Consider the following 18,382-nt stretch of genomic DNA (forward strand, 5'->3'; position numbering starts at 1 on the left):
CGAGCTGCCGATGATCGCCCCTGTGCCGGCATCCAACACACCGGCCTGGTCGAGCTTTTCCGGTTGGTCGAAACGGAATTCCGCATCCAGGTATGGGTTCCACCCTTCCATAGGTATTCTCTCGGGTGTGGTTTGCAAGGGTCGGAATGTTAACGCGAACACAATCCGAACGTCAGCGATTGTGACCACGGGCCTATTAGTTGTGTTCCGCAGCCACTGTGGTTGGCAGGTTGCCGCGTAGCCCCTTCAATGGCGCGTTTTCCCATTCAAGGAGCTACATCCATGCTAACCATCCGCAAATGGGCCGCTGTCGTCGCCACCTCCCTGGCACTGCTGAGCGGCCTGTGCCACGCCGCCGAGCGCCCGCCAGTGGCCGACAAGGTGGTCGCCTACTCGGGCCAGCAAGGGGCCAAGGTCTGGACCTTGCGCATCGGCGAGCGCAGTGCCAATGAAGCGTTGGTGCAAGTGGGCGGGATCGACCACGACTGGGACATGCGCATCCAGAAGATGACCGTAGAGAAGACCTCCAAGGACACCCGCTACTCCACCACCGTCGACGGCAAGAAGTTCGTGGTGCTGGTCCTGCAGAACGGCTGGGGCACCCTGTACCTGCCCAACGAGACCCAGGACATCACCGTCGGCTACGACGAATACCTGTCCAATCAGGGCAATGCCCAGGCGTTCCTCACCGACTACCTGCAGGCCAACTGAACCATGGGGCGTTTGAAGCGGCTGGCCTGGGTGTTGGCCCTGCTGGTAGTGCCGCTGCTGCTGATGGGCTGGAGCAGCCTGCAAAGCTGGCGCGCGGACAGCGCGCTGGAAGAGGCGCAGATCATGCGCCAATGGCTGGCCAGCCCCAGTGACGCCCTGCTCGAACGACTGCCGCGCGAAGAACGCAAGCTGGTGATCGACGAAGACACCCGGCGCCAACGCTTCCAGCGCATCGTCGAACAGACCGATGCCGACCGCGGCGGGTTGCACCTGCGACAGGTGCTGGCCACGCTAAGCCATTGGCTGGCCATCGCCGCACTGCTGGCCGGGCCTGCCACCTGGCTGAAGCTGCGCGTGGATGCCTGGCGGGCGGTGCGCTCACGAGACTTCCTGCATGACCACCTGTCCCTCAGCTGGCGCGCCCTGAGCCAATGCCTGATGGTGCACACGGCATTGCTGATGGGTCGCTCGGGTTGGCGCTGCTTTATGAGTTGAGCTGGGCCCACAGTACCCCCCAGGCCGGAACGCTGGCGATGCTGCTGATGTGCCTGCCGGTGGTGCCGGTACTGTACGTCGGCACTTTGCTCATCCTGCGCCTGCGTCAGCAATGGCTGGCGCTCGATGCGCCTTGCTCGACCTTTCTCGGCCGAACCTTGAGCCGCGCCGACGCCCCTGGTTTGTGGGCATGGGTCGAATCGCTGGCCAGGCCTACCGGCGCGCCAGTACCCGATCACATCGTCGTGGGCATCGACCAATCGTTTTTCGTCACCAGCGTCGAGGTCATGCTGCAACCCTCCGGGCAACTGCTCAGCGGGCGCACCCTGTACCTTCCGTTGACCTACCTGTCGTGCATGAGCCAGGACGAGGCGGCCTCGGTCATCGGCCACGAACTCGGGCATTTCAGCAGCCGTGACACCGAACGTGGCAGCGAGGTGGGCGCCCGCTTTCGCTTGATGTGCCTGCATTTCTCGGTCATCACCGGCGAAGGCACCCCACCTTCATGGCTCGAACGCCCGGCCATCTGGATGGCCGAGCGCTTCCTGCACCACTTCCAGATCGCCGTGCAGCACTGGAGCCGCGCCCAGGAACTGGTGGCCGACAGGGCTGGTGCCCAAGTGGCTGGGCCACGGCTGTTCTGCCAGGCACTGCTGCGCGTCATCGCCCTGGACGGCGCCATCGACGCCCTGCTGCACCAGCGCCAACGCAAGGACCTGATCCAGGCCCTGGCCGAGCACCTGCGCGTGCATCCACTGTGCTTGAGCGAGGAGGTGCTCGGCCGCGCCGTGCCACACCCGTTCGACAGCCACCCGCCGACCGCCCTGCGCCTGCAGCAGCTGGGCGTGATGCTGGACGCGCAACTGCTGGCCGAGGCCACCCGCCAGCCCACCGACTACGACCGCCACTGGTTCGGCCAACTGGCCAGCCCCAGCCCGGCGACCACTGCTACCTGACCCTGGAGTGCGCACATGAGCCGTCCTGAAGATCCATCGGCAAACTTGGCCGAGTCCCTGACCGGCGACTTCAACGCCAACACCAGCGAGCAACTGCGCGCCGCCATCGAAGAGCGCGAGCAGATCCTGGCCAGCGTGCCGGAAGTCACCGAACTGACCGACAGCCGCAAGGTACGCGGCATTCTGCTGATGTATTCGCTGTTCATGCTTGGTGTGGGCGCATTCTGCATCGGCGATAGCAAGGCCTGGCCGGCCGGGGTGATCTGCCTGGGCATGGGCGTGTTCCTCGGCGCCGGTGTGTGGCTGCAGCGCGAAGCCGGCAAGCACCCCCTGCTGCGCTTGAGCCGTACGCACCTGTGGTTTCGCACGCTGGACGCGGAAATCGACCTGCTGGACCTGACCCAGGCCAGGGTCAAGGACAGCCGCCAATTGCACATCACCCTCACCCTTCGCGAGGGCGCGCCGCTACCTGCCAGCCACAATCCGGTCGGGCCGATGATGCCCAAGGCCAAGGCCGAGCACAGCCGGCCCCCGCAGGTCCACCTGTCGATGTACGGCCTGGACCGCAACGGCAGCGTCCTGATTCCCCAGGAGGTGATGCACCTGATCCTCAGCCACTGCGACGCCGCCCGCGCCTACGCGGAACTGCAGGCGCTCAAGGCCCGCCAATCCGACCGGCAGGCCTGAACCACCGCGCGCAGCTTGCGCGGTTATCCATCATTTCGGAGTACCCCATGACCACCCTGCAACAACCAGACCCCTTGTCCTCGCTGAGCGAGTCCCTGAGCGCCGAATACGACCAGGTGCGGGACGCACAACAGGCGCGGGTCATCAGCGAGCTCAAGCGGGTCGTCGAGCGCGTACCGGCGATCAGGGCGTTCACCAACACCCGCCGCTACAAGCGCTATGGGCCATTGCTCGTCCTGGTGTCGGCGTGCCTGCTGGGCTGGGGCATCCACGTGGGGTCCACCGGCCTGACCGTGTGCGCCGCCCTGATGACGGCGGGTTTTGCCGTGATGACCTGGCAACATCGCAACGCCGGCACCCAGCCCTTCATGCGCCTGACCCGCAGCCAGCTGACGGTCGATTCGCTGAGTGCACCGGTCGATCTGCTGGATGTGATCGGCATCGAGGTCAAGGACGAAGGATTCATCATGCAGCAGCAACTGATCCTGCGCCCTGACGCCAACCTGCCCACCCACCGTGCCACGCTGCAGCTGTTTGGCAATCAGGCCATGGCACTTAAAAAGCCCCGCCCGCATATCCGCATTCTCTCTGCGGGGCTGATGTGCGAAGGCCGCAAGCTGGAGTGCGATGACGTGTACGCGCTGCTCGAAGCGCATTGCCAGGCGGCGCAGGCTCAGCAGGAGCTCGATCGGTTGCTGCGCCAAGGCGCGAACGCACGCTAAAGCACGCGCCGGGCATCCCGGCGCACGGCCTGGGGAGGCACGCCAAAACCCCGGATGAACACCTCGCGCAGGTGGCGACGGTCGCGAAACCCGGTTTCCTTCGCCACCACATCCAGGCTGTGGCGGCTCTGCTCGATCATCAGGCGGGCAGCCTCCAGGCGCAGGCTTTCGACCGCCTTGGCCGGTGACTGCCCGGTTTCTGCAGTGAATACGCGGGTGAACTGCCTTGGGCTCAGGTGTACGGCCTCGGCAAGCTCCTCGACGGTGAGGGGCCGGGCCAGATGCTTGCGGGCGTACTCCAGGGCGGTCTGGATGCGGTCCGACTTCGGCGCCAGGGTGAGCAGTTCGGAATGTTGCGACTGCCCCCCAGAGCGCCGCTGGTGCATGACCAGCTTGTGCGCAACCGACCTGGCCAGTTCCGCGCCCAGGTCTTTCTCGACCATGCCCAACGCCATGTCCAGCGCAGCGGTCATGCCAGCCGACGTCCAGATCGGGCCGTCGACGATGAAAATCCGATCGTGCTCGACCGCTATGCGTGGATGCTGCTTGTGCAAGGCCTTGGCATAGGCCCAGTGGGTGGTGGCGCGCCGGTTGTCCAGGACCCCGGCCTGGGCCAGGACGAACGTACCGGTGCACAGCCCAGCGGTGCGTCGCGCCCCGCCGACGAACTCACGCACGCGTTGCAACACTTCCTCGCGCGGGGGCGTCAACGGCGTCAGGGTGCCGGCGACCATCCAGGTATCGGCCAGGCCTGGCGCGCCCAGCGGCAAGGTGTCGATGTGCATGCCCAGCGAGGACCGCACCGTGCCGCCGTCGAGCGAAAAATTCTGGATCCTGTAGACCGCTTCGCCGGCAACGATATTGGCGAACTCGAACACGGTCTGCGTTGCCAGGGACATGACCTGGAAACCTTCGGGAATCAGATAGCCGACGCGATGCATGGCTGGACACCTGTTGTGGATGTCTCGAAACACTACCATATACGTCATTTGAGACAAGCCCGCTTTTGCGCATCATGAACGCCAGTACCCACACACGGAGCTGGACCATGAACAACCTGCATCAAGGCACTGCACTGATCACTGGCGCGTCCAGCGGCATTGGCGCGATCTACGCCGAGCGCCTGGCCCGCCGCGGCTACGACCTGGTCCTGGTCGCTCGCAACCGGGAACGCCTCAACGCCCTCGCCAGCCGCATCACGTCCGAAACCCGGCGAAGCGTCGAGGTCTTCCCCGCAGACCTCGCAAACCCAGGCGACCTCGCCGAGGTCGAGCACAAGCTGCGCGATGACGCGAGCATCACCCTGCTGGTGAACAACGCGGGCATCGGCACGCATACCCACTTGCTCGACAGCGACGTCGAACGGATGGCCGAGATGATCAGCCTCAACGTCACCGCCCTCACCCGCCTGACCTATGCAGCGGTGCCCGGCTTCGTCGCCCGTCAGCGGGGCGCGGTGATCAACATCTCCTCTGTTCTCAGCCTGACTCCCGAGGCGCTCAATGGCGTGTATGGGGCCAGCAAGGCGTATGTCACTGCGTTCACGCAGTCGCTGCACAAGGAGTTGTCCGCCCAGGGCATCCGCATCCAGGCCGTGCTTCCCGGTGCTACCGCCACCGAACTATGGGAAATCGGCGGCTTGCCCCTGGCACACCTGGACCCAGGCATCGTGATGACGGCCGGCGACCTGGTCGACGGCGCGCTGAAGGATTTCGACCACGGCGTCCTGGTGTCGATACCGTCTTTGCACGACCTTGCGCCGTACCAGACCTACGAAGCCAGCCGCCAGGCCCTGGCAGGCCTGCTCTCGAACAGCCAGCTCGCACCCCGCTACGGCACCAACCCGTGACCGATGCGCCGGGTATTTTCACTGCAGTAGAGAAAGTCCTGCTCGATTGAGCCACTTTTTATCAGCAATCGAAGCAGCTAGCCTGATTCCTACGTTCAATTCATCGGTTCAATTCATCGAGGTAACGCCAATGAAGGCCGTCGTCTATACCCAACCCGGTTTGCCGATCAACGATCCCCAAGCGCTGGTCGACAGCGAGTTGCCCACGCCCACTCCCGGCGCCCGCGACCTGTTGGTCGAAGTCAAGGCCATCGCCGTCAACCCGGTCGATACCAAGATCAGGGCCAGCCGAGGGGGCGACCAACCGCAGGTGCTGGGGTGGGATGCGGTAGGTATCGTCCGCGAAGTCGGGGCCGAGGTTTCGCTGTTCCAGCCCGGCGATGAAGTGTTCTACGCCGGGGCCATCGATCGCCCTGGCAGCTACAGCGAATTGCACCTGGTCGATGAGCGCATCGTCGGGCATAAACCGCGCAGCCTGGATTACGCCAGCGCTGCCGCCTTACCCCTGACCTCGATTACCGCCTGGGAACTGCTGTTCGACCGCCTGGGCATCGAACAGCACGGTGGCCGGGGTCAGCGCCTGCTGGTGATCGGCGCAAGTGGCGGAGTGGGGTCGATCCTGGTTCAACTGGCCCGCACCCTCACCGAGCTCACCGTCATCGGCACCGCCTCACGCCCGCAAACGCAGGCCTGGGTCAAGGACCTGGGCGCCCACCACGTCATCGACCATGGTGCTTCGATTGCGCTGCAGCTGGAAGCCTTGGGGCAGAACCCGGTCGACTACGTGATCAGCCTGACCCACACCGACACCTACCTGCCGCAACTGGTTGAGGTGCTGCGTCCGCAGGGCAAGCTGGCGTTGATCGATGACCCGGCGCAGCTCGATGTGATGCCACTCAAGCGCAAGTCGCTGTCGCTGCACTGGGAGCTGATGTTCACCCGCTCGCTTTATCGAACCGATGACATGATCAAGCAGCATCAGTTGCTGGAACAGGTCTCGACGCTGGTCGATCAGGGCGTGCTCAAATCCACCCTGGGCGAGCACTTCGGCGCCATCAATGCCGACAACCTCAAGCGCGCCCATGCGCTGATCGAGAGCGGCAAGGCGCGGGGCAAGATCGTGCTGGAAGGCTTCTGATCGGGGCGTTTTGCTGCAAGGGCCAGCCCATCCGCCCGCGATGGGCTGCGCTCGCTAGCCGTGCGACTACAGGCGCCGGGCCTTGAACGTCAGCAAGGTTGCAACGATCAGCATCGTGCCGCTGGCGATGAAGGTCGCCTGGTAGCCAATACCGTCGTACAACAGGCCACCGAGCGTGGCTCCGAGCGTGATGGCCAGTTGAATGACCGCCACCATCAAGCCACCTCCCCCTTCCGCATCCTCGGGTAGCGTGCGGGCCAACCAGGTGAACCAGCCAACCGGTGCACAGGTTGCGATCAGGCCCCAGATGCCCAGCAACAAGGCAGTGGGTACCAGCCACGAACCTACTGCGACCACCGCGAACGCGACGATTGCCATGATCAGCGGGATGCCGATCAACACCCTGGCCAAATGGCGGCCGATGAACGTGCCGACCACCATCGTGCCCACCAGGCCGGCAACGCCGACGATCAACAGCAGCAGCGAAAGCATGGGCACGTCCACCCGGGTCACGCTCTCCAGGAACGGGCGCAGGTAGGTGAAGAGCGTGAACTGCCCCATGAACAACAGCGCCACCGCCGCCATTCCCAGCGCGACCGTTGGTTTACCCAGAAGGCGCAACGTCCCCGCCGCGGAGCCTGAAGCACGCTCGCTCGGCATGGGTGGCAAGGTAAATGCCTGCCAGGCCAGAGCGACAACGGCAAGCGGCACGACGCAGAAGAATGCGCCTCGCCAACCCATAATGCCTCCAAGGTAACTTCCTATCGGGGCCGCGATGGCCGTCGCCAAGGCCGTACCGCCCTGCATGATCGCGATCGCTTTGGGCACCTGCCCATCGGGGGCTATCCGCATCATCACGGCAGTCGACATCGACCAATAGCCGCCAATCGCGACGCCGAGGACTGCCCGGCCAGCCATCAGGATTGTGTAGTTGGGGGCGAAGGCGACCAGGGTGCCCGAAACCACCATCAATGCAGTGGTACCCAGCAGCACCACTTTGCGATCGATACCGCGGGTGAGACGGGCGAGCATGAGGCTGGTGATCACGGCAAAAAAGCCAGAGATCGAGATAGCCTGCCCGGCCTGGCCCTCACTGAGCGACAGATCGGTGGCTACGGGCGTGAGCAGGCTGACCGGAAGGAACTCGGAAGCCACGAGGGCGAACGCGCAAAGCGACATTGCCAGGACAGCGCCCCATGCTGGGCGACTGGTACGTTGGACAGGTAACGCGGTACTGCTCATCGCTGCTCCGGGACTGAATAGGGGACCGGCTGCCATCATCCGCGCCCGATCCGCAGCATCAGTAGAGTGGTACTGTGAATTCCTTGCCTATTCGTCCAGCCTTGCCTGCGCACCCATGGACAGCCCGACAAACGGGAGCATACAGTTGCAGTGACACTACGGACTTCGCCAACATGAACACCTCCACAGCCAGCACCGCTTCGTCTTGCGCCCAGCAATCGCTGTGCAGGATCATCGCCTCGCTGACGCCGGCACCCGGCGACTTCTCCACGCCGATAACCGATCTCGCCGTCTACAGGCGCGATGCACCCTGCCTGCCGGTTACCTGCATGGTCGAACCCAGCATCGTGCTGGTGGTGCAGGGTGCCAAGGAGATGGTCATCGGGGGCGATGCATACCCCTACGGCAGCGACGGTTTCCTGGTCACCTCGCTGAGCCTGCCTGCGCACTCGGCCGTGACCCAGGCAAGCAAGGATGCCCCTTGCCTGGGGCTGGTGTTTCGGCTGGACCTGCGCACCCTGGCTGAGCTCATCGCCCAAGATGTTCGTCTACCAGCATCGGGTCAGCCGATAGCGGGCAGCGCAGGTGTCGGTACGCTGTCACCTGGACTGCTGGCGTCATTCGCCAGGCTCGTCGAGTTGCTGCATGAGCCCGATGCAATCGCGGTGCTCTGGCCGCTGCTGCAACGGGAAATTCACTACCGCCTGCTGATGAGCGACCAGGCCCCGCTCTTGCGGCACATAGCCTCGGTCGGTAGCAAAGGGCATCGAATCGCCAAGGCGATCGACTGGATCAAGTTGAACTACGCCTCGCCTTTGCGGGTGGACGACCTGGCATCGCAGGTCCAGATGGGGCTCTCGACCTTCCACCAGCATTTTCGTCAGCTGACCGCCATGAGTCCGCTGCAGTATCAGAAATGGATACGCTTGAACGAGGCGAAGCGGATGATGCTCAATGAGAACCTCGACGCCGCAACGGCCGCGTTCAAGGTTGGCTATGAAAGCCCTTCGCAGTTCAGCCGCGAATATGGGCGGCAGTTTGGCTTGCCGCCCAAGCGAGATATCGCCGATTTGCGCCGAGTCGCCATGCACGGCAATCAAGGCGCCGATCGAGTCAGCCCCGTCTAACGTCGGTCGACGGCACCGCCGGGCTGAAGGAATAGGCAGCCAACCCCACCACCAGCAACAACGCCGCCGTCGCGAAGATCCAGGCGTAGATGCTCGGCGCGGGGCTACCGGCGACCTGCCCTGCGTCTGCGATCAGGCCAAACACCCAGGACGCCAGGGCCGACCCCAGGAACACGAAGCTGTTGAGCACCCCGAGCCCCCGCCCCCTGATGTGTGGCGCCAGCAACAATCGGCCATGGGCCATGACCATCGGGTGCAGTACCCCGACAGTGGCCAGCGCTGCCAACAGCCCGACATTGGCAACCACCGCACCATCGGGCCAGGCGACCAGCACCAGTGCGGTCAGCAAGGTCATGAGCGTCCAGCCGAGGATGCTCGAGCGCAGCGAATAGCGACGCAGAATCCACGGCTGCGCCGCTGCCGCCACCAGCGCCCCGAGGCTCAGGGCCGCCAGGGCGACGCCACGAGTGCCCGCGTCGAGGTCGAACACGCTCGCCAGGTACGGCCCGCCCCAGGCGTTGCGGAACGACGTACCCGCGGCCATCGCCAGGCACATCGGGATCAACGTCCACATCGCCGGCACCGCGAGCAAGCCAAGGCTCGCCCGCAGCATCCCTCCCAGGCTTTCGCCTTGCGCTGGGCAGTCCGCTCGATCCTCGACCGTGCGCCAGACGCACACCGTCACCAGCAGCATGATCAGTGCAGAACAGGCAATCGCGGGCCGCCAGCCGAAGGTGTCCACCGCCCAGCCAAGCGGCGCGGTCGCGCACAGCCCGCCGACCATGCCCATGGCGTTGGCGCCGCTGATGTACGAGGTGAACTGCGGCCCGGACAAGCGCTGCGCCGCGTAATGCATCAAGCCCATGAACACCGGGGCGCAGGCCAGGCCCAGGCCGACCTGGGCGAGCATTGCCGACAACCCGCCCGGGGCGAACACGAACAGCGCCGCGGACACCACTCCCAGGGCCAAAAGCCAGCGTGCAGGGCGGCCTACCCCGCAGCGATCGAAGGCGATGCCCACGGGGATCTGCGCCAAGCCGAACGACAGGAAGAAGCACGAAGACAAGGTGCCGAAGCCTGCTGGCGTCAGCCCCAGGTCATGCTGGAGCTCAGGTGCCATGACCCCGAGGCAGGTACGGAAGAACTGGCTGAGCACCAGGGCGAAGGTCAGCGCGGTCAGGCCGCGGGTTGCAGAGGTCGATGCCATGGGCCCCACATTGATAGCGAAGGTGCATTCGTTGTTTTGCTAACGATACAGCTACCGCCACCGGGGCGTCACCGTTGCGGTAACGATCCAGCGCTCAACCGTGGTCACGGCCATCACCCCAAGGGGTGATTTTACCTGCCGGATGACTGTGGGAGCATTCGTCAAGGCCCCTTGGCGTGCACAGTTTCAACGGCTTCGACAGAAGCCAATGAGCGGCCTTACCCTTCGTGCCTTGACAATAAAGAGAACAATGTCATGAACCCATCCCTCGCCCAGCCCGCCCTGTGCGGTCCCCCCTTCCCGCCAATCGGCGACACCGGGCTCATCCGCTAGTCCCATTCGCTGCACCCGGGCAACCTTGCGCCCACCTGCCCCGATCAATCGTCCGCATCCGACCTTCACCGGTATCGAGCCCGCTCGTATACCGCGGCGTCCTGCATCCGACATCAGGAGTTAGCAATGCATACAACAACCACAACCGCCACGCCCCCTGCGCATTCCCCTTCACATTCGAACTCAACCGGACGCTTGCGTAAATCCATGAGCATGACCGCGCTGGTACTCTTCGGCCTTGCCTACATGGTGCCGCTGGCGGTGTTTTCCGCCTATGGGCTGGTCGCCCAGATGACCAAGGGGCACCTGCCTACCGCTTACCTGCTGACCCTGGGCGCGATGTTGTTCACCGCCTACAGCTATGGCCGAATGGTCCAGGCCCACCCTTATTCGGGCTCCGTCTACACCTACACGCGCAAGGCCTTCGGTGCCTGCGCAGGGTTCATGGCCGGTTGGACGCTCCTGCTCGACTACATCTTCCTGCCGCTGCTCAGCTATCTGCTGATCGGCATCTACATGTCGGAATACTTCCCGGACATCCACCCCTGGGTGTGGGTGCTCGGCTCGATCAGCCTGGTGACCTTTCTCAACCTGATCGGTATCGAGTCGGTGACCCGGGTCAACTGGATCCTGGTGGTCGCCCAACTGGTGTTCATCGTGGTGTTCGTGGCGCTGTCGATCCAGACCGTGTCCGCCCAGGCGCAGCCGGTGTCGTTGACCTCGCCGTTCTATCACGAGGGCTTCAGCGCCTCGGCGATCATGGCCGGGGCGGCCGTGTTGTGTCTTTCGTTCGTCGGTTTCGACGCGGTGTCGACCATGGCCGAGGAAACCACCAACCCTACCCGGCGCATCCCTCAGGCGATCATGGCGGTGTCGTTGAGCGGTGGCCTGCTGTTTCTCGTGGTGTCGTACTTCGCCCAACTGGTGCACCCCGACTGGAGCAGCTTCGCCGACCCCGATTCGGCGCCGGTGGAAGTGATGCGCAGCACCGGCGGCCAACTGCTGGCCAGTGCCTTCACCGCCACCTACGTCGCCGGGTGTTTTGCCTCGGCGATGGTCTCCCAGGCCAGCGTGTCCCGGGTGCTGTTCGCCATGGGACGCGACGGTGCGCTGCCGTGGGTGTTTGGTCAGTTGGTGACGAAAAAGCGCGTGCCGGCTTGCGCGATCATGCTGGTCGGGCTGGTTTCGCTGACCGCGTTGGTGATCAGCCTGGATACGGTCGCCAACATGATCAGCTTTGGCGCGCTGTTCGCCTTCTCGGCGGTCAACCTGGCCGTGATCAAGCATTATCTGATCGACCAGAAGTTGCGTGGTACTCAGAACGCCCTGCGCTACGGCCTCATCCCAGGGTTGGGCTTTCTCAGCACGGTATGGCTGTGGACCAGCCTGTCGAGCATGTCCTTCACCATCGGCCTGTGCTGGATGGGCGCCGGCGTGTTGTTCTTGCTGGGACTGACGCGGGCATTTCGGGTGAAGCTGCCAGAACTGCAGATGGCCGATTGACGCTTGTAGATGGCCTTGTTGCGTCATCCATGAAAAAAGACGCCGACGAGTGATCGTCGGCGTCTTTTCATTGGGCCAGGGTCAACCGCGCAACTGGTACCAAGTGGTCTTGAGCTGCGAGTACTTGTCGAACGAATGCAACGACAGGTCGCGACCGAAACCCGATTGCTTGCCACCGCCGAACGGTACGCTCACATCCAGGGCATCGACCGTGTTCACCGACACCGTGCCCGCCTTCAGCCGTTTGGCGACCCGGTGCGCGCGGTTGAGGTCGTCGCTCCACACCGAGGCGGCCAGGCCGTAGATGCTGTCGTTGGCCAGGGCGATGGCCTGCTCCTCGGTGTCGAAGGCGCTCACTGCGAGCACCGGACCGAACACTTCCTCGCGCGCCAGACTCATCCCCTGCCCGACTTCGGCGAAGATGGTCGGCTCGATGTAGTTGTCGGCGCCATCGATGGTCAGTCGCTGGCCGCCACACACCAGGCGCGCGCCCTCCTCGCTGGCCTGGCCGATGGCGCGGGCGATGCGTGCGGTCTGCTCGGCATCGACGATGGCCCCGGCACGGCTGGCAGGGTTCAGCGGGTTACCCGGCAGCCACTGACGGGCCTTGGCTTGCAGGCGTTCGACGAACGCGTCGTGGATCGAGCGCTGCACGTACAGGCGCGAGTTGGCCGAGCACACTTCGCCCTGGTTGAAGAAGATGCCGAAGGCGGCCTTCTCCGCTGCCAGGTCCAGGTCCTGGCAGTCAGCGAAGACCAGGTTCGGGCTCTTGCCACCGCACTCCAACCAGACCTGCTTGAGGTTGGACTGCGCCGAATACTGCATGAAGTACTTGCCCACCTGGGTGGAACCGGTGAACACCAGGCAATCCACATCCGGGTGCAGGCCAAGGGCACGGCCAGCTTGCTCGCCCAAACCTGGCACCACGTTCAGTACACCTTCCGGCAGACCGGCCTCCAAGGCCAGTTCGCCCAGGCGCAAGGCCGAGAACGGCGACTGTTCGGCGGGCTTGAGCACCACGCTGTTGCCTGCGGCCAGGGCGGGTGCGAGCTTCCAGGCGGCCATGTCCAGGGGGAAGTTCCACGGCACCACGGCGGCGATCACGCCGAGGGCTTCGCGGGTGATAGTGGCCAGCGCGTTGGCTGCGGTCGGCGCGACCTGGTCATACAGTTTATCGAGTGCCTCGCCGTACCAGGCGAAGACATGCGCGGAGCCTGGCACGTCGATGTTGTAGGCATCCATTACCGGCTTGCCCATGTTCAGCGAATCGAGCAGGGCCAGTTCTTCGCGGTTGGCCATGATCAACTCGGCCAGGCGCAGCAGCACCTTCTTGCGCTCGGCTGGGGCCATGCGCGGCCAGGGGCCTTGCTCGAAAGCACGGCGGGCGCTGGCGACGGCGAGGTCGACTTCGGCTTGGGCGCAGGAGGCTACCTGGGCGAGTAGTTGGTTGGTGGCGGGGTTGATGGATGCGAAGGTGGCGCCGGTCGAGGCGCTGAGCTGGCGGCCTTGGATCAGGGCCTTGGTGGGTAGGGTTAGGGTGGAGGCGCGTTGTTGCCAGAATTGTTGCGTTTGCATGGGGGCTCCTGGGGGCGCTTGGGGCGGTTTGTTGTTGGTTTTGGAGTGGGATTTGGATTGGGATTTGGGCGGGGGTGGATCTGGAGGAAAGGTGGGGGCGCGGGGTGTTCACTGGAGCATTGCAGTGGCGCACAAATCGAGCGCCGCCCGCGCGGCGCTTCGCGGGACAAGCCCGCTCCCACATTTGTTGCAACGTGCCACTGTCTGTCAGGTCATGGTTGTTCGCCTTTGGTGGCACCACGAGGTATCGGGGTGCGCCCCGGCGGCAACACAAATACCGAGCCGGGCCCACCAGACTGACAACCATGGCCTGTCAGACATAATTGGCCCCAAACAGATGTGGGAGCGGGCTTGTCCCGCGAAGCGCCGCGCGGGCGGCGCTCGATCTCAAAGCCGCTGAAGATCTCAAGCGAACACATCAGCGCCCGATCTCAATACCGCCCGACCAACCGGGCAGTCCGATCCACTGCAACCTTTGTCTTCTCCACCAACTCATCCAGCTCGCCATGACTGGCCACCAACGCCGGCGCCATGATCATCCGCCCCAGGGTCGAACGAATGATCACCCCTTCCTCGAAACCAAAGGTCCGGCACTGCCAGGCCAGGTCGTTCTCGTTCGCGAAGCGCTTGCGGCTGGTCTTGTCTTCTGCGAACTGCAACGCTGCCACCAGCCCGGCGCCCTGCACCTGGCCGATCAGCGGGTGGTTGGCGAACACCTCACGCAGTATCCGCTGCAGATACGGCCCGGTGTCTTCCTTCACCTGGCGCACGATGCCTTCGTCACGCAGGGCCTTGAGGTTGGCGATGGCCACCGCCGCCGCCACCGGGTGACCGGAATAGGTCAAACCATGGGCGAACACCCCGCCCTGCTCCACCAGCGCCTCGGCGATGCGCTTGCTCAGCACCAGGCCGCCCATCGGCACATAGCCCGAGGTCAGGCCCTTGGCGATCGACAGGGTGTCGGGCTCGAAGCCGAAGTACTCGTGGGCGAACCATTCGCCCGTGCGACCAAAGCCACCGATCACTTCGTCGGCGCACAGCAGCACGTCGTACTGGCGGCAGATGCGCTGGATCTCGGGCCAGTAGCTTTCTGGCGGGAAGATCATGCCGCCAGCGCCCTGGAATGGCTCGGCGATGAAGCCGGCAACGTTCTCGGCGCCCAGTTCGAGGATCTTCTCCTCCAGCTGAAGGGCACAGCGCCGGCCGAACTCGGCCGGCGACAGCTCGCCGCCAGCGGCGTACCAGTAGGGTTCGTCGATGTGCGCTACATCCGGGATCAGGCCGCCCATCTCGTGCATGAACTTCATGCCGCCCAGCGCCGTCGCGGCCAGGGTCGAGCCGTGGTAGCCGTTCCAGCGGCCGATCATGATCTTCTTGCTCGGCTGGCCGACCACCTGCCAGTAACGGCGCACGGTACGGATCAGCACCTCGTTGGCCTCGGAGCCTGAATTGGTGTAGATCGCGTGGCTGTAGTGCCCCGGCAACAGGTTGAACAGCAGTTCGGACAGCTCGATCACCGCCGGGTGGGTGGTGTGGAAGAACATGTTGTAGTAGGCCAGCTGGTCCATCTGCGCAGCGGCGGCGGCAGTCAGGTCCTTGCGGCCGTAACCGAGCTGGGTGCACCACAGGCCCGACATGCCGTCCAGGTACCGCTTGCCCTCGCTGTCCCACAGGTGCAGCCGCTCGCCGCCGACGATCACCCGGGGGCCTTCGGCGTTGAGGGCCTTCTGGTCGAGGAAGGCATGGATGTGGTGAGCGGCATCGCTGGCCTGGTAGTCACGGGTCTGGCGTTGCGGTACGAAAGGCGCGTTCATGGCGGGTGTTCCTTGTTGGTATGGGGTGGAGCGAGGCAGCGGCGCTCAGCGCAGCTTGCCCATGTAGCTTTCCAGCGGGTCTCGGCCGAGCACGCCCTGGGCGTTGGCCAACGCATCGATGAACAGGGAGAACAGTTCCGACTGCGTGCCGATATCGAGCTTGGCGTAGACGTGCTTGCGGTGGGACTTGATGGTGTCTTCCGAGACCCCCAGGCGTTCGGCCAGCGAGCGGGTCGAGTGGCCGCGCAGGATGAGCTGGGCGATGCGGCACTCGCGTTCGGTCAGCAACGACGAACCGAAGTTGCTCAGCGCAGCATGCACCTGCTGCTCCCAACCCGTTTCAATCCGCCCACCTCGGCCTTGGTAGCCGTCGAAGTGCTTGGCCAGCACCGCCAGCACCCAAGGGCCGATGCACTTGAAGCGTGCCTTGGTGTCACCCTCGAGTTCGTCGGTGAATGCCAGGGAAACCGCCAGGCTCAGGCCCTTGCCCAACTGCAGGATGTAGTTGATCTCGTCTTCGAAGTACGAATGCCGGTAGAACGCCAGGTAGTACTCGCTGAGCTTGAAGTGATCCGGGGCGACGTCTTCCAGGGCATAGCAGCCCGATGGCACGTTCTCGATGCTGGCCTCGTAGAACGGGTCGAGCAGGTAGAAACCCGACAGGTAGCGCCGCACGTTGCCTTCCGGCGCCCAGGGCCCGGCGCCATCACATTCGAACCAGGCCGAGGGCAAGCCTTGGTGCGGATACAGATACACGGTGGTGGCCTTCACCGGGCCGACGCTCGCCAGCGCCTCGATCAGTGCCGCGGCGAACCCGGGTGTGCCAATGGCCGCGGTAACCTTGGCCATTGCCTCGAACCACCGCACTGAAGTGAGTTGAGCACTATCCACGTCTGCATCCACCCAAAAAAGACTGCCTGGCATGAGGCGGCATCGTTGTTCTGTTGAGCGGATGTTCCCATGAGTGCCTGCCCTGGAAAATCACCCGATAGGGTGAACCCGCAAGCGCCAGCGGCATCGATGTCGCGCGCTGAGCTGAGCTGGGCTGAAGAGCCCGCCCCGATCAGGCCTGGCGCAGGTATGCCGCCAGGCGCAGCAGCATCGCATCACAGCCTTGCAACTGCTCGACACTGACGAATTCGTCCGGCTTGTGCCCCTGGTCCATGCTCCCTGGCCCGCAGACCACCGTAGGAATGCCGGCCTGGTCGAACAACCCGCCTTCGGTGCCGAACGCGACCGTACCGAAGGTATCGGAGCCGCTGAGCAATGCCACCAGCCGCGCCGCCTCGCTGTCTTGCGCAGTGGCCAGCCCCGGGTAGGCGCTCAGCGGGCGCAGGCGGATATCGCTGGCGGCATTGACTGCCCGCATGCGCGGCAGTAGCTCGGCCTCGGCGTAGGTCTGCAACTGGTCGGCCACGCGCTGCGCCTCGAAACCGGGCAAGGCGCGCACCTCGAAGTCGAATTCGCATTCCTCGGGCACGATGTTCAGCGCCCGACCGCCCTTGATCACACCGGTCTGCACGGTCGAGAACGGTGGGTCGAAACGCTCGTCGTGGTGCGCCGGCAGCGCCAGCGCATCGCCGATCTCGCCGAGCTTGCCGATCAGTCGCGCGGCGTACTCAATGGCGTTGACCCCATAGGGCGCATAGGCAGAGTGGCAGGCCGCACCGTGCACTTCGCAGCGCATGGCCAGCTTGCCCTTGTGGCCGAGCACCGGCTTGAGCTCGGTCGGCTCGCCGATCAGGCACAAGCGCGGCTTGTGCGGGCGCTGTTGCAAGGCCGCGAGCATGGAACGTACGCCCAGGCAGCCGACTTCCTCGTCATAGGAGAATGCCAGGTGCACCGGCATCGACAGCGGCTCGGCAAGAAACGCCGGCACCGCGGCCAGCACCGAGGCGATGTAGCCTTTCATGTCGGCAGTGCCCCGGCCGTACAGGCGGCCATCGCGTTCGGTGAGGGCGAATGGCTCGACCGTCCATGCCTGGCCATCCACCGGTACCACGTCGGTGTGACCGGAGAGCACAACACCCCCGCGATCATCGGGGCCGATGGTGGCGAACAGGTTGGCCTTGGTGCCTTCGTCGTTGAGAAACAGCTCGCTCTGCACGCCCAACCCGGCGAGGTAGTCGCGGATGAAACCGATCAGTTCCAGGTTGGAATCGCGGCTGACGGTGGCAAAGCCCACCAGGCGCTCGAGCAGTGCGCGGCTGGACACCTCACTCATCGCCCGGCACCCCATAGCTTGGCGCTGCGGTAGGGTTGAGGGCGCGGGTCACGTAGTCCTGCATCTGCGGGCGGTAGGCCTGCCAGAGGCGGTCGAGCTCACCGATCGGATCGTGCTCGGCCCAGTCCACACGCAGGTCGACCAGCGCCCAGGTGTGCTCGCCGGCGATCTTCAACGCCGCCGAATGCACCGGCCCCGCCTCGCCTCCGGCCGCCATGGCCGCGTGCATCGCCGCCAGCAGGCGGTCTGCCAGGTGGCCGCCAGCCTGTTCGAAGGCTGCGACCATGGCTTCGATCACCGCCTGCGAAGACAGCAGGTTGCCCGCCGCCGCGCACTGCTCGCCAGCCACGGCATTGTGCACGCCAAGGGCCTCCTTGCCGGTGAACAGCGCCACCTGGCCCTGGCTGTCGATCACCGTCACCTGCCGATACTCGCTCCAGCCGTTGGCACTGAGCACCTTGTCCAGGGCCGCCGCTGGCGGCACCTGGTCGCGTTCTAGGGCATCGAGGATCTGCGGGCCGAGGGCCGGCAAGGTGATGTTCTGGGTCGAGACCGCACCCACGCCGGCACGCACCCACGGGCAGCGGGCACCCACGGCGATGCTCGACGAACTGATGGCGATGCCGACCTGGCCGGTTTCCTGGCAGCGTCCGATGATGGAGAAAGTCATGGTGCAGCTCCTGTTCTGGTTTAACAGGATTCTCTGCAAGCCCCGCCGGGGACGAAACCAACATTTTCCTCGGCATTGCCAAGGAAAAACCTAAGGCCCCGGCAAAACGCCGCCGATCCTGGCCCCAGC

The 18,382-nt window shown here is 64.7% G+C and carries 17 protein-coding genes; 9 read left to right on the top strand and 8 right to left on the bottom strand.

Going from position 1 to position 18,382, the window contains the following annotated elements; genetic code table 11:
• Positions 1-282: 282 nt before the first annotated feature.
• Genes E6B08_RS16860 through E6B08_RS16875 form a run of 5 tightly spaced genes read left to right on the top strand, consistent with a single transcriptional unit; the run spans position 283 to position 3,571 of the window.
• Positions 283-711, top strand: a complete 429-nt coding sequence (locus tag E6B08_RS16860; RefSeq protein WP_136915093.1) for a hypothetical protein — start codon at positions 283-285, stop codon at positions 709-711.
• Between the two features lie 3 nt (positions 712-714).
• On the top strand, positions 715-1,206 hold the full coding sequence (locus E6B08_RS31160) for a hypothetical protein (RefSeq protein ID WP_238349226.1): 492 nt from the start codon (positions 715-717) through the stop codon (positions 1,204-1,206).
• A gap of 38 nt (positions 1,207-1,244) precedes the next feature.
• On the top strand, positions 1,245-2,162 hold the full coding sequence (locus E6B08_RS16865; protein WP_238349227.1) for a M48 family metallopeptidase: 918 nt from the start codon (positions 1,245-1,247) through the stop codon (positions 2,160-2,162).
• A gap of 15 nt (positions 2,163-2,177) precedes the next feature.
• Positions 2,178-2,849, top strand: a complete 672-nt coding sequence (locus tag E6B08_RS16870; protein WP_136915094.1) for a hypothetical protein — start codon at positions 2,178-2,180, stop codon at positions 2,847-2,849.
• A gap of 47 nt (positions 2,850-2,896) precedes the next feature.
• The gene (locus tag E6B08_RS16875) at positions 2,897-3,571 is read left to right on the top strand and encodes a hypothetical protein (RefSeq protein WP_238349228.1); all 675 of its coding nucleotides are present in this window, start codon (positions 2,897-2,899) and stop codon (positions 3,569-3,571) included.
• Here E6B08_RS16875 and E6B08_RS16880 read toward each other — a convergent pair.
• Positions 3,568-4,512 (bottom strand): GlxA family transcriptional regulator, encoded by a 945-nt coding sequence (locus tag E6B08_RS16880; protein WP_136915095.1) that lies wholly within the window; start codon positions 4,510-4,512, stop codon positions 3,568-3,570. The two genes, E6B08_RS16875 and E6B08_RS16880, sit on opposite strands and share 4 nt — an antisense overlap.
• A gap of 107 nt (positions 4,513-4,619) precedes the next feature.
• Here E6B08_RS16880 and E6B08_RS16885 point away from each other — a divergent pair, with 107 nt between their 5' ends.
• Positions 4,620-5,420, top strand: coding sequence for an SDR family NAD(P)-dependent oxidoreductase (locus tag E6B08_RS16885; RefSeq protein ID WP_136915096.1), 801 nt, complete (start codon positions 4,620-4,622; stop codon positions 5,418-5,420).
• A gap of 130 nt (positions 5,421-5,550) precedes the next feature.
• The gene (locus E6B08_RS16890; protein ID WP_136915097.1) at positions 5,551-6,558 is read left to right on the top strand and encodes a zinc-binding alcohol dehydrogenase family protein; all 1,008 of its coding nucleotides are present in this window, start codon (positions 5,551-5,553) and stop codon (positions 6,556-6,558) included.
• A gap of 66 nt (positions 6,559-6,624) precedes the next feature.
• Here E6B08_RS16890 and E6B08_RS16895 read toward each other — a convergent pair whose 3' ends face one another.
• On the bottom strand, positions 6,625-7,800 hold the full coding sequence (locus E6B08_RS16895; protein WP_136915098.1) for an MFS transporter: 1,176 nt from the start codon (positions 7,798-7,800) through the stop codon (positions 6,625-6,627).
• 173 nt (positions 7,801-7,973) lie between these two features.
• Here E6B08_RS16895 and E6B08_RS16900 point away from each other — a divergent pair, with 173 nt between their 5' ends.
• Positions 7,974-8,927 (top strand): AraC family transcriptional regulator, encoded by a 954-nt coding sequence (locus tag E6B08_RS16900; RefSeq protein ID WP_136915099.1) that lies wholly within the window; start codon positions 7,974-7,976, stop codon positions 8,925-8,927.
• Here the strand turns inward: E6B08_RS16900 and E6B08_RS16905 are convergent.
• Positions 8,914-10,134, bottom strand: a complete 1,221-nt coding sequence (locus E6B08_RS16905) for an MFS transporter (RefSeq protein WP_136915100.1) — start codon at positions 10,132-10,134, stop codon at positions 8,914-8,916. The two genes, E6B08_RS16900 and E6B08_RS16905, sit on opposite strands and share 14 nt — an antisense overlap.
• Before the next feature lie 459 nt (positions 10,135-10,593).
• On the opposite strand from E6B08_RS16905, the gene E6B08_RS16910 reads away from it, so the two are divergent.
• A complete protein-coding gene (locus E6B08_RS16910) occupies positions 10,594-11,970 on the top strand; it encodes an APC family permease (RefSeq protein WP_136915101.1) in 1,377 nt (458 codons plus the stop codon).
• Between the two features lie 81 nt (positions 11,971-12,051).
• On the opposite strand, the gene E6B08_RS16915 is transcribed toward E6B08_RS16910, so the two are convergent.
• From E6B08_RS16915 to E6B08_RS16935, 5 genes are all read right to left on the bottom strand, one after another.
• Entirely contained in the window at positions 12,052-13,545 is a 1,494-nt protein-coding gene (locus tag E6B08_RS16915; RefSeq protein ID WP_136915102.1) for an aldehyde dehydrogenase, read from the bottom strand.
• Positions 13,546-13,976: 431 nt separating this feature from the next.
• Positions 13,977-15,359 carry an aspartate aminotransferase family protein gene (locus E6B08_RS16920; protein ID WP_136915103.1) on the bottom strand — a complete coding sequence of 461 codons (1,383 nt, stop codon included), beginning with the start codon at positions 15,357-15,359 and terminating at the stop codon, positions 13,977-13,979.
• 45 nt (positions 15,360-15,404) lie between these two features.
• The gene (locus E6B08_RS16925; RefSeq protein ID WP_416194354.1) at positions 15,405-16,208 is read right to left on the bottom strand and encodes a response regulator transcription factor; all 804 of its coding nucleotides are present in this window, start codon (positions 16,206-16,208) and stop codon (positions 15,405-15,407) included.
• A 214-nt stretch (positions 16,209-16,422) separates the two neighbouring features.
• A complete protein-coding gene (gene argE / locus E6B08_RS16930) occupies positions 16,423-17,583 on the bottom strand; it encodes an acetylornithine deacetylase (protein ID WP_136915105.1) in 1,161 nt (386 codons plus the stop codon).
• The gene (locus tag E6B08_RS16935) at positions 17,576-18,253 is read right to left on the bottom strand and encodes a DUF1028 domain-containing protein (RefSeq protein WP_136915106.1); all 678 of its coding nucleotides are present in this window, start codon (positions 18,251-18,253) and stop codon (positions 17,576-17,578) included. The genes argE and E6B08_RS16935 overlap by 8 nt, the downstream gene beginning before the upstream one ends.
• Between the last annotated feature and the right edge of the window lie 129 nt (positions 18,254-18,382).

Origin of the sequence: Pseudomonas putida, assembly GCF_005080685.1 — a bacterium.
GTDB lineage: Bacteria > Pseudomonadota > Gammaproteobacteria > Pseudomonadales > Pseudomonadaceae > Aquipseudomonas > Aquipseudomonas putida_V.